Origin of the sequence: Cellulophaga sp. HaHaR_3_176, assembly GCF_019021925.1 — a bacterium.
Lineage (GTDB): Bacteria > Bacteroidota > Bacteroidia > Flavobacteriales > Flavobacteriaceae > Cellulophaga.
Window position 1 is genome coordinate 2452113 of record NZ_CP058990.1, and the last position, 13144, is coordinate 2465256.

Sequence of the window (13144 nt, forward strand, 5' to 3'; positions counted from 1 at the left end):
ACTTTTATAAATATTCTTTTATTTCATTTAAATCAATAATCATATTACAAATGTCATGCCTTTTTTCATTATGAGCATTAAAATGTAAAGCACTCATACCACAGGCCTTAGCTCCTAAAATATCAGCTTCAAAACTATCGCCAATCATTAAAGCATTTTCAGGCAAAACCCCAGCTTTATCAAGTGCCAACTTAAATATAACAGGATTTGGTTTTTTAACTCCTGCCATTTCTGAATCAATAACATGAACAAAGTAATCTGCAATATTAGAATTCTCAATTTTTTTATTTTGCACTTCTTTAAAACCATTAGTTATAATATGTAATTTATAATTTGGTTTTAAATAATCTAAAATATCTATTGCGTTTGGGAACAAGTAATTAAATGATGATAAATTATCAATATAATCTTCTGCTAATTTATTTATTACATCATCTTGAACCTGATAATTCAATGCATCAAACGTTGTTTTCAAACGTTGATACCTCAACTCAGATTTTGAAATTTTTTCTTCTCTAAACATTTTCCAAAACAATAAATTATTTGGAACATAAACTCTTAGAAAATCGGATAAGCTTATATCTATAGCATTTAGCTTTAAAATTTTATCGAAAGTAAGTTCTGAATTTTTTTCAAAGTCCCAAAGCGTATGATCTAAATCAAAAAAAATATCTGTTATATGTTCTTTATACATTATAATTTTTCAAAATATGTTGGTAAAGTTTTTTCCATGATATTTTAGATTTCTCTCCAAATAATTCATTAGAAAAAACAGTTACAAAACTACCATTTACTTTTTTAACTTCGTTATATACCTTTGCTACTTTCTCTTCAATTTCTTGATTATTCTTTAATTTTAAAAAAGCGTAATCATGAATTGCAAATGGATGTACCTTAACAGGTTGTTGCAATTCCAAATTTATATCATAAAAGTAATACGGCGTGCATGTACTCGCTCTAAAACCTATTTCATGGGTGTAACCCATTGTATAGTCGTCTGTAAATTCTGCTTCTACTAAATTTCGGTATGTTGAAGGGACATCTACTCTGTTATATCTTAATCTTGAAGAACTTACCGATCTATTAATAACATTTGAAAGATTCTTTTTTTCTTTTTTCAAAATTGATATATCCTGAAAAGAACTATATGATGCGCATAAAGAAACAATACTGTAATCAGATACCGACTTAATTAAGTATTTAAAGTTATTATTATAGATAGAAACATTTTTATCAAATGTTGAGTAATCTGCAAATTGAAAAAAGAACATACTCTTAATTTTAAATTTTTTATGATTTTCTATCAACCAACTAAAATTATTGTAAGGATCTTTTTCTGAATTAAACCAAACTTCTATTCTTTTAAATACTCTTTTAAGTTTTAATGATGTTATATCTAACACTAAACCTGACAAACCCCTAACAATACCCCTATTTGCAAAGCAATGAGACGACGTCACATCTATCACTGATGTATAGTTGTAACTATTCTTTTTTGATTCTAAATCAGGAAATTTTTCTTTAAGTTGTTCTAAGAGTTTGTGTGCCCAAATATCAACTAAAGGCTTCTCTAAAAAACCTTTTTTATATGCCAAACTTTCCATTGGCGGAAAACGACCATGTGTGTCTTTTACATGTGGCACATATTCTTCATACCTACTCAGCAAATAAAAGCTTGCCGAAAATATATCAAAAGGTATAGTACTTCTGTCACCTGCATTAAAAAAACATGGAACCCCTTCCCATTCGCTAATCTTTATCTCTATTTCATTTATACCCTGCTCAAACAAAAGATCATTGCTTCGTATAAAAAACTCATTCTGTAACGGTAACTTGGTATATGTGATTTTTGCACCAGAATGCTTTATAAAGTCTTCAACTTTAGCCGTAAATTGAATTTCTAAACCCAAAATACGCTCAAAAATCTGTTTCATTACAAAACTAAATCTAGGCGTTATTTTATGGGTGTAAATTAATAGCATAATTAAATTTAAAGAATATTTTCATCTGCAAAGCTAAAGTAATCTGACTGGGTAATAATCACATGATCTAAAACTTTTATATCTAACCCTTCAGCCGCCTTTTTTATCTTCTGTGTTATTTGTTTATCAGCCTCACTTGGCTTTAATGTACCTGATGGGTGATTGTGAGATAAAATCATTGCAACGGCTCCACACTCCAAAGCTTCTTTCATTATTAAACGAACATCAACTAAAGTACCTGTTATAGAGCCTTTACTTTGTTGTGATTGTTGTAATACTTTATTTGAGTTATTCAAATATACAATCCAAAACTCTTCATGCGGTAACTCTCCCAATTTAGGTTGTAGTAAATCAAAAACACTTTTACTACTGGTTATCTTTGTAATTTTCTGAACATCTCCTCCTCTACGTCTTCTTCCTATTTCTAAAGCTGCTGCAATACTCACAGCCTTAGCTTCTCCAATACCTTTAAACTGCATTAGTTTTTTAATAGAAAGTGTGCCTAAATCGTTTAGATTATTATTTACTGATGCTAATATTTTTTTAGATAAATCAACTGCACTTTCATTTCTACTCCCTGAACCAATTAATATAGCAATAAGCTCTGCATCTGATAAGGCTGATCTTCCTTTTATAATTAGCTTCTCTCTTGGCTTATCATCATCTGACCAATCTTTAATTGAAAAGGAGTTTGAATGTTCTTGCATTCTCTAAAGATAAACATCTAATTTTTTTATTGTAATTTTCATGTATAATAAATCTGACTTTTATGAAATCTATTTTTGATGAGACTACTAAACTTGAATTAATTGACCGTATTAATTTATTAACAGAGGAGTCAGAAAGGCAATGGGGTAAAATGACCGTCGCGCAAATGGTATGGCACTGCCAATATCCTTTAAAAGTTGCTGTAGAAAATAAAAATGTAGGTAATGGAAACTTATTCGTTCGTTTATTTTTAAAAAAAGCAATGTATAATGATAAGGTTTGGAGACAAAATCTACCAACTAGCCCCCAATTGAAAACCACTGAAAACAAAAATTTAAAAATTGAAGCTGAAATACTAAAACAGCTTACTATACAAACCCATAAATTAAAAATAAGAAATAAATGGAATCCACATCCATTGTTTGGAAAACTTACAAAAGAAGAATGGGGTAAAATGGAATACAAACATTTAGACCATCATTTAACTCAATTTGGAGTATAAAAAAAAAGAGCTTTATAATATTATAAAGCTCTTTTTTTGAAACTAATATTCTTCAACGTGAGTTTTTAAATCTTCTAAATTTAGACCTCCATAATTACCAGAACTCATTAATAGAACAACCGAATCAGTTAGGTTTTGATCATATAAATATGCTCTAAATGCTTCCGCATCTGTCATAATTTTTAAATCATCTCTTTTAAAAGCTTCTGCTATTTGGGGTGCTAAAACTGGAGCTAATTTTTTAATTTCTACTGATTCTGGTAAATAGAAAACAATTGGTGAATCTGCCGAATCTAAAGCTCCTTTATATTCTTTTAAAAACTCAGGGTTAAAACTACTATACGTGTGTAATTCTAAACAAGCTATTAATTTTCTGTCTGGAAATTGCTCTTTTACAGCTTTTGTAGTTGCTGCAACCTTACTTGGTGAATGTGCAAAATCTTTATAAGCCACACATGTTTTTCCTTCTGCGATTTTCTCTAATCGTTTTGATGCTCCTTTAAATGTTCCAATTGCCTCATAAAAATCATCTTCATCAATACCCATATTTTGGCAGATCCATTTTGCACCAGATAAATTACTAAGGTTATGTTTTCCGAAAACCTCAATTGGCATTGGCCCTTCTGGAGTTTCTAAAAGTGTTTGACCGTTTTCAACACTATACTCTGGTGTTGTATATGGTAATTTTCGAATTGCATTTTCAGATCCCTCAACAACATTTTTCACATTTTCATCTTCTTCATTATAGGTTATGCTACCACCCTTTACAATACTATCTACAAAAATCTGAAACTGGTCAACGTAATTATCAAAAGTTGGAAATACGTTTATATGATCCCAAGCGATACCACTTAACAAAGCAATATTAGGTTTGTAAAGATGAAACTTAGGTCTTCTATCTATCGGAGAAGACAAATATTCGTCGCCTTCTAAAATTATAAAATCGTTATCTTCTGTTAAATGCACCATTCGGTCAAAACCATCTAACTGAGCTCCTACCATATAATCCACATCTCTACCATGGTAATTAAGCACATGTAAAATCATAGATGTAATAGTAGTTTTACCATGGCTACCACCAATTACAACACGTGTTTTATTTTTTGATTGCTCGTATAAAAATTCTGGATATGAAAAAATATCTAATCCAAGTTCTTGTGCTTTTAATAACTCTGGGTTATTAGCCTTTGCATGCATACCAAGTATAACCGCATCTAATTCAGCTGTTACTTTTTCTGGAAACCATCCAAAATCATCTGGTAATAATCCCTTTTCTGCTAGTCTTGTTTTAGACGGCTCAAAAATAACATCATCACTTCCTGTTATTTTGTATCCTTTATGGTTTAATGCCAAAGCTAGGTTGTGCATTGCGCTTCCGCCTATGGCAATAAAATGTATATTCATGGAGCTTAAATTATGCTGTAAAGATAGGGATTGCTTCATCTATTTTCAAAACTGATTACCATATTGCGTATAAAATAGGGTCTAAAATTATCAAACGCTCACAACTTAAAAACTCACTTTAATAGATTATTTACATTTTCATAACACAAACCCTTATTTTTCAGCCAATGACTTAACCAACTAATCATCAAAAATAATTGAATTACTGCAAATAAAATATAACGTATTGTAAAATACCCTACAGATGATTCTTGCTCAGAAGAAGAACATGGGCTTAACAGAAGGTGCGAATTTATTATTGTAAAATGGAATTAACATTCCTCATTTCTAAAAATTTTAATCCATTGTTTATTTTTACCTTAGAGCTAAATTTTAACAGAAATGGACATTAAATTATCAGAAGTATCTACTAAAGAAATAATACCTGGTTACCACGGTAAGCTTATACACACTAAAAATATGAGTTTAGCTTTTTGGGAAGTTGAAGAAGGCGCTATTGTTCCTGAACATTCTCATGTAAATGAGCAAGTAATGCAAGTTTTAGAAGGTTCTTTTGAGTTTACTTTAAATAACAAAACCAAAATTTACAAACCAGGTGAATTAGTAGTTATAGGTTCTTATATTCCACATAGTGGCAAAGCACTTACAGCTTGCAAATTAATGGATGTTTTTAGTCCAACTAGAGAAGAATATAAATAAAACTACACATGAAAATTTTATTAAAAGATAAACGAGCTTTAGTTGGTGGCAGTAGCGATGGTATAGGTAAAGCAATTGCCATACAATTAGCAGAAAGCGGTGCTAGTGTTACCTTAGTTTCTAGATCAGAAAACAAACTAAAAAACATAATAGCAACATTACCTACTAATGCCAGTCAGAAACACAGTTATATCGTTGTTGATTATTTAAACTTTGCAGACTATAAAACTAAAATAATAACATATTTTAACTCTAATACTATAGATATATTAGTAAATAACACACAAGGTCCACAAGCAGGTACTGCATTAGAAAAAGGTCTTGATGATTATCAAAATGCATTTGATCTTCTGTTTAAAACCACTGTATTTACAACAGAACTTGCTTTAAAAAATATGATTTCTAATAAATGGGGACGCGTTATTAATGTTGCTTCCGTTTCTGTAAAAGAGCCTCTACCTTATTTAGCACTTTCAAATACTATTAGGGCTGCTGTCGTTACGTGGGGAAAATCTTTAGCTTCTGATGTTGGAGAGCATAATATTACTATAAATAGTATTTTAACTGGATATTTTGACACAGAGCGCATTACACAACTAAACGCTACAAAAGCAAAACAATTACAAATTTCTGAAGAAGAAGTACGCAACCAAATGGAAGAAAAAGTATCTCTAAAGCGTATTGGTAACCCTATAGAGTATGGTTATTTGGTTGCCTTTTTAGCTTCTGACAACGCTGCTTATATTACCGGCACTGCCATACCTATTGATGGTGGATTATTAAAATCGCTATAATAAATAAGCAATTTTAATAGCTCGGTATATTATTGGTTTACTTTTTAATACCCCTAACTCACTATAAACAGGGTTTCACTCAATTGTTATTGTACTTAACTTTGCTAAGTCGCATATTTGTTATGTAATTTTATTCTTATGAAAAAAGCAACACTTGTATTATCTCTAATCTTATTCTCTCAATTTATGAACGCTCAAGATGATAAAGAAGTATATTCTGATTTATGGGCTCAAGTTCAAAAATTGGAAAATGAATCTCTTACAAAATCAGCTTTAAAAATAGTAAGCAGCATAGCCGATAAGGCAAAAAAAGAAAACAATTCTCCTCAGATAGTAAAAGCACTGCTATATAGTTCTAAATATGCTTTAACGCTTGAAGAAAATGCACAACTCAAAATTATTGAAGATTTTAAAGCTGAAATTAGCAAAGCTGAATTCCCTACTAAAAACGTTTTAGATAGCTATTTAGCAAATTTGTATTGGAAGTTTTTTCAACAACATAGCTATCAATTTTATAATAGAACAAAAACTGAAGAAAAAGTAGATGAAACAGATTTCAGAACTTGGGATTTAACCACAATATTTAATGAAATAAGTATTCACTTTAATGCATCATTAGAAAATACTACAGAACTGCAGAAAGTAAAAATCTCTGATTTTGATGTTATTTTAAACCAGTATACAAACTCTGAAAAACACCGCCCTACCCTTTTTGATGTATTAGCACATACTGCTTTATCATTTTATAAAACGAATGAAAATAGTATAACTAGACCTGCTGATAAATTTGAAATTAATAATACTGAAATGCTATGTGAAGGGTACGAATTCACTAAACAAAATATAGATACTACTGATAAAACATCATTACAATCTAAAGCATTAGAAATTTACAAAGAGTTACTTAAATTTCATGCTAACGATGTTGATATTGAAGCGTATACTGTAATTGATATTGAGCGTTTAAATTTTATAAATGACAACGCTACATTTAGTAATAAAGAAATTCATTTTGTTGAAATTCTAAAAAATTCTGCTGAACGAATTAAAAAAGATGAAAACGCTGCATTATATCTATATGAAATTGCACAAAAATACCAACACTGGGGAAATACATATGTACCTAAAACAAATGAAGAACATAGGTGGAAACATAAAGAAGCATTAGAAATATGTGAGTCTGTTTTTAATTTATACCCTAATAGTATTGGCGCTAAAAAGTGCATCAACCTTAAGGCTGGTATACTCGGGCAAAGAGTTACTATAACAAACGAAAAATACGTTCCGATTAATAAACCATCGCGTTTATTGGTAAACTACAAAAATTTAGATAATCTAAATTTTTCCGTTTATAAAAGTTCTCCTAATGAACTTAAAAAGTTAGAAGATATTTATGATGATGAAAAAGAGATTGAATTCATTAAAAAACTAAAAGTAGCTAAAACATGGAACGCTAATTTAAAAGATGAAAAGGACTATCAACTTCATACTATCGAAGTTTTGGTTCCTGAATTAGAAAATGGCTTTTATATTATTGTGGCCACTAGCTCTGAAGCCACAGAAAACTCATATGAATATAGTAGTTTTCAAGTTACAAATACGGTTTTAGTCGAAAGTCAAGATAGTGAAACACATACATTCCAAGCTATCGACAGAACTACCGGAAAGCCTTTAGCAGATGCAAAAATTCAACTTAAATATAAAATTAATTACGATAAAAAATTCTTTACAAAAACTTTTATCACTACTGAAAAAGGTTTTGTTGAAATAAAAAAAATAGACAAAAGCTGGACAGATGTTAGCGCTAAAATCGCATATAACGGAGATACTGCATTTTATGGTGATTATTATATAAATACTAATTATTCTAGAAACGAAAATAACTACACCAATTATTCTTCATTTTTATTTACAGATAGAAGTATTTACAGACCTGGCCAACCTTTATATTTTAAAGGTATTGCTATAGCTGAAAGCAATGAAGAAACTAGAGTTAAGGCACAAACAAATGTTACTGTTTCACTTTTAGATGCAAATTACCAAGTAGTTAAAAAACTAGATTTTAAAACTAATGAATACGGATCGTATACAGGTGAATTTATAATCCCCAATACTGGTTTAACAGGTGCATATCAATTACAAGTAAGTTCTAACGAAATAAATTTGAATGGTAGAACTTCTTTTTCTGTTGAAGAATATAAGCGTCCTAAATTTGAAGCTTCTTTTACCCCTGTAACTGAGACTTACAAAGTAAACGACATAATTACTGTAGTCGGACAAGCTAAAGCTTATGCAGGCAGCTTAATTACAGATGCAAAAGTTACATATAAAGTAAGTAGAATTGTACATTACCCACGTTGGTACTATTGGTATAGACCTTATTTTAATTCTACACCACAAGAAATTACAAACGGAGAAACAGTTACTGATTCCTCTGGTAATTTTAAATTAGATTTTAAAGCAATCCCAGACACTAATACCTCACCAGAAAACCTACCAACATTTAGTTATGAAGTTACTGCTGATATTACTGATGTTAATGGCGAAACACATAGTACATCTACTATTGTAAATGTAGGCTACCACTCATTAACAGCGTCAATTTCAATTCCTACAAAAATTGATAAATATGCTAATGATAATAAAATTTCAATCCACACTTCTAATTTAAATGGTCAGTTTGTTGCCTCAAAAGGAACTTTAAAAATATATAAACTAAAAGCGCCTACTTCTGTATTGAGAAATAGACCTTGGGTTGCACCAGATTACGATAGCTTTGGAAAAGACAAATTCAAAGAACTTTTCCCGAATGAAGCATATGCTAACGAAGATGATTCTAGTAAATGGGACAAAGGAAAACTTGCTTATGAAACAGCATTTGATACTGGTAAAGAAAAAGAATTTTCTTTACCTAACCTTAAAAAATGGCTTTCAGGAAATTACATCGTAGAAATTGAAACAAAAGATAAATTTGGACAAACCGTACAAGACAAAGCAGAAACAGCTTTATTTAGTGAAAAAGATAAATCATTAGCAGACAATCAATTGTTTGATGTTACAACAGATAAGTCTTCTTATAAAATTGGGGACGAAGCTAAAGTTAAATTTAGTTCTGCTGCAAAAGATTTAACTATCACAGTTTCAATAGAAAAAAATCATGAAATTATTGATACTAAAATTATTCATTTATCGAATAACTCTAAAACAATAACACTACCTGTACAAGAAAGTGATTTAGGGGGTTTTGTTTTAACGTATAGTTTCTCAGCCTACAACTCTTTCAATTATGGCTCTGTAGCAGTTTCTGTTCCTTACCCAACTACTGATTTGGAAATAGAAACTGTTACCTTTCGTGATAAATTACAACCAGGTACTGATGAAACTTGGACGTTTAAAATAAAAGGAGCCAAAGGAGAAAAAGTAGCTGCTGAACTTTTAGCAAGTATGTATGATGCTTCTCTTGACGCTTTTAAAGGTCACTCATGGTATTTCAATCCTCTCTATAAGCAATTGTATTATTCAAGTAGATATAGTAATGCTAATAACTGTTTTGGGACTACTAATTTTTCAAATTACTTGAGGTTTGACAGTACAACTGTTTCTGTTTATCAAAATTATGATTCATTCAATTGGTTCAATTTCAATTTTGATAATTATAGAGTGTCTAGAACTAGAAAAATGTATAAAAAAACTGGTGTCATGTCTGTTGAATCTATGGAGATGGAAGACAGTGCAGAAGTAAGTATGGAACTAGAGGCACCAATGGCTTTAGCATCTAGTTCTTCTGAAATGAAGAAAGAAAAAGATTCATTAACAAACAAACCTGAAGAGAAATCTACAGAACCAAGTTTTGATACTATTACAATTCGTAAAAATCTTCAAGAAAATGCATTCTTTTTTCCACAATTACTTACCGATAAAGAAGGTAGCGTTTCATTTAATTTTACAACACCTGAGGCACTAACAAAATGGAAGCTACAATTATTAGCCCATACTAAAAACGCAGAAAGTGCGACTACCACTTTACAAACCGTTACTCAAAAAGAGTTAATGGTAACACCAAATGCACCTCGTTTTTTACGTGAAGGAGACAAAATCATCATCAGTACTAAAATTGCGAATTTAACTGACAAGGTTTTAAAAGGGCAAGCAAAATTAGTATTAACAGATGCTGTTACAGGAATTGATATAACTAGCAAATTAACGAATGTTATTCAGAAAGAATTTTCTGTTGACTCTGTTGGTAATACTCAGGTTTCATGGTCATTAACCATTCCTGAAAATTTGCAGGCTGTTCAATATAAAGTTTTAGCAAAAGCTGGCGATTTTAGCGATGGAGAACAAAACGTATTACCTGTACTAACAAATAGAATGTTGGTTACAGAATCTTTACCAATGTGGGTTCGTAGCAATCAAACAAAAACTTTTAGTTTAGATAAACTAAAAAACAATAATTCGACCACACTCAGCAACCATAAATTAACTTTAGAGATTACATCTAACCCAGCTTGGTATGCCGTACAGGCATTACCTTACTTAATGGAATACCCTTACGAATGTAATGAACAAACATTCTCTAGGTATTATGCAAATGCATTAGCTAGCCATATTGCAACCAGCAACCCAAGAATACAAGAGGTTTTTGACCAATGGGCTAATTCTGATGCTCTACTAAGCAACTTAGAAAAAAACGAAGAACTGAAATTACTTATAATTCAAGAGACCCCTTGGTTACGTGACGCACAATCAGAAACGGAACAAAAAAAGCGTATTGCTTTACTTTTCAACATGAATAAAATGAAAAGTGAACAAGCAACTGCTTTACGTAAGTTAGAACAAAACCAAATGTCATCTGGTGCATGGTCTTGGTTTGCTGGCGGTAGAGAAAATCGATATATAACGCAGCATATAGTTACAGGCTTGGGGCACCTAAACAAACTTACCTCATCATCTGAATCAGGATTAGAGTCTAGCCAAAAGAAAATGATTAATAATGCTATTTCGTATTTAGACAATGCTTTTGTGGCGGAATATAATTACATGAAAAAGCATACAAAAAATATAAATAATGATCACTTGAGTTATACTCAAATTCACTATTTATACATGCGTAGCTTTTATAAAGATGTAAAAACATCTAAAAAAGTAAATACAATAACTGACTATTATAAAGGGCAAATTCAAAAATACTGGAAGAGTCGAAACTTATATTCTAAAGGCATGTTAGCATTAATCATGAATAGAATGGATGATGCAAAAACTGCTGAAAAAATTATTCATGCTTTAGAAGAAAACAGTATTACAAATGATGAATTAGGGATGTACTGGAAAGAGAACACAAACTCTTGGTACTGGTATCAAGCACCTATAGAAACACAATCTTTATTAATCGAGGCATTTTCTGAAATTCAAAATGATGTTGAAACTGTTGATAATTTAAAGATTTGGTTATTGAAAAATAAGCAAACTAACCAATGGAAAACGACAAAAGCAACTACAGAAGCCGTGTATGCTTTACTACTTCAAGGTAGTGATTGGCTTTCTCTTACCGATGCTGTGACTGTTTTAGTTGGCGGAGAAAAAATAGATTCTACTAAATTAGAAGATGTTAGGGCTGAAGCCGGAACAGGATATTATAAAACATCTTGGGATACAAAAGAAATAACTCCTAAAATGGCAGATGTTCAAATTTCGAAAAAAGGAAATGGTATTGCCTGGGGTGCAATGTATTGGCAATATTTTGAAGATTTAGATAAAATAACATCTGCAGAAACTCCTTTAAAATTGAAGAAGAAACTATTCTTAAAAAAGAATACAAATACAGGAGAAGAACTTGCTGAAATTACAGAAAAAACAGTTCTTAAAGTTGGTGACTTAGTGCGTGTTAGAATAGAACTACGAGCTGATAGAGATATGGAATTTGTTCACATGAAAGATATGCGTGCTGCTGGTTTTGAACCTATAAATGTAATATCAAGCTACAAATGGCAAGATGGTTTAGGGTATTACGAAAGCACTAAAGATGCGAGTACAAACTTCTTTTTCGATTACTTATCTAAAGGTGTTTATGTATTTGAGTATGATTTACGTGTAAATAATGCAGGAGATTTTAGTAATGGCATAACAACTATACAAAGTATGTATGCTCCTGAATTTAGTAGCCACAGTGAAGGAGTTCGTGTTACTATCGAATAATTTATAAAAGACATACTTTTTAAACTAATTGAAAGTAACCGTTTACTCAACAAGTATTAGATTTAGCTAATTCGTGGTTTTTATTACCGCTCTATACACCTAGTTTAGAGGTATAATAAAAACCACAAATTATGAAAAACACAATAAAAATTTCAGTAAAAAAACCATGTTCAGAAAAATTTAGTAATTTTAGTAAAACTGAAAAAGGAGGCTTTTGCGCTTCTTGTGAAAAAGAAGTTGTCGATTTTACAAATATGCCTCAGACGGAAGTATTAAAACATTTATGTGAGAGTGAAAATGGAATTTGCGGTAAATTCAACACATCACAGCTAGGCGAGTTTAAACACTATTCAACCCCATCAACTATGACAAACTATATATCTAAGGGAATTGGAGCCATGAGTTTTTCACTACTTTCTTTATGTGCCATGAATACAATGGAAGCTCAAGAAGCAAACGCAAACATTCATCTTCAAACTGATCTTGTAATGGGAAAATCTTCTTATTCAAATACCATTAACCAAGATGCTACATACCAAGTAAAAGGTGTTGTTATCGACGAAACAAACTCACCTCTTCCTGGCGTATCTGTCGTTTTAAAAGGGACTACTGATGGTGTTGTTACCGATATAGATGGTAAATTTGAATTCATGAAACCTCTTAAAAAAGGAGATGAGTTAGTTTTTAGCTATATCGGATACCAGACTATAAAACACACCGTAACAAATAACAAAGCAGATAATTTAAATATTGCTATTACTTTTAATGCTGAGCAAATAGAGCTTATGGGCGAAATTGCAATAGAAGGTGTTTATAAGCCAAAAAGAAACTTAGTTCAGAAAATAGGAGATATATTTTAA

General features: G+C 30.9%; 9 protein-coding genes. 5 read left to right on the forward strand and 4 right to left on the reverse strand.

What is annotated here, in order from left to right:
• Positions 1 to 4: 4 nt before the first annotated feature.
• From H0I23_RS10825 to radC, 3 genes are read right to left on the reverse strand one after another with little or no spacing between them, the layout of a single operon-like run.
• Complete coding sequence (locus tag H0I23_RS10825; RefSeq protein ID WP_216783319.1) at positions 5 to 694, reverse strand: YjjG family noncanonical pyrimidine nucleotidase; 690 nt, start codon at positions 692 to 694, stop codon at positions 5 to 7.
• Positions 687 to 1982 carry a polysaccharide deacetylase family protein gene (locus H0I23_RS10830; RefSeq protein ID WP_216783320.1) on the reverse strand — a complete coding sequence of 432 codons (1296 nt, stop codon included), beginning with the start codon at positions 1980 to 1982 and terminating at the stop codon, positions 687 to 689. The genes H0I23_RS10825 and H0I23_RS10830 overlap by 8 nt, the downstream gene beginning before the upstream one ends.
• An 8-nt stretch (positions 1983 to 1990) precedes the next feature.
• The gene (gene radC, locus H0I23_RS10835) at positions 1991 to 2689 is read right to left on the reverse strand and encodes a DNA repair protein RadC (RefSeq protein WP_216783321.1); all 699 of its coding nucleotides are present in this window, start codon (positions 2687 to 2689) and stop codon (positions 1991 to 1993) included.
• 62 nt (positions 2690 to 2751) lie between these two features.
• Here radC and H0I23_RS10840 point away from each other — a divergent pair, with 62 nt between their 5' ends.
• A complete protein-coding gene (locus H0I23_RS10840; protein ID WP_216783322.1) occupies positions 2752 to 3192 on the forward strand; it encodes a DUF1569 domain-containing protein in 441 nt (146 codons plus the stop codon).
• Positions 3193 to 3234: 42 nt separating this feature from the next.
• Here the strand turns inward: H0I23_RS10840 and murC are convergent, their stop codons facing one another.
• A complete protein-coding gene (gene murC / locus H0I23_RS10845) occupies positions 3235 to 4596 on the reverse strand; it encodes a UDP-N-acetylmuramate--L-alanine ligase (RefSeq protein ID WP_216783323.1) in 1362 nt (453 codons plus the stop codon).
• A gap of 381 nt (positions 4597 to 4977) precedes the next feature.
• Here murC and H0I23_RS10850 point away from each other — a divergent pair, with 381 nt between their 5' ends.
• The 4 genes from H0I23_RS10850 (at position 4978) to H0I23_RS10865 (ending at position 13144) form a co-directional block, all read left to right on the forward strand.
• Complete coding sequence (locus H0I23_RS10850; protein ID WP_216783324.1) at positions 4978 to 5295, forward strand: cupin domain-containing protein; 318 nt, start codon at positions 4978 to 4980, stop codon at positions 5293 to 5295.
• A gap of 8 nt (positions 5296 to 5303) precedes the next feature.
• A complete protein-coding gene (locus H0I23_RS10855) occupies positions 5304 to 6089 on the forward strand; it encodes an SDR family oxidoreductase (RefSeq protein WP_216783325.1) in 786 nt (261 codons plus the stop codon).
• Between the two features lie 138 nt (positions 6090 to 6227).
• Positions 6228 to 12284 (forward strand): alpha-2-macroglobulin, encoded by a 6057-nt coding sequence (locus H0I23_RS10860; protein ID WP_216783326.1) that lies wholly within the window; start codon positions 6228 to 6230, stop codon positions 12282 to 12284.
• 131 nt (positions 12285 to 12415) lie between these two features.
• Complete coding sequence (locus H0I23_RS10865) at positions 12416 to 13144, forward strand: carboxypeptidase-like regulatory domain-containing protein (protein WP_216783327.1); 729 nt, start codon at positions 12416 to 12418, stop codon at positions 13142 to 13144.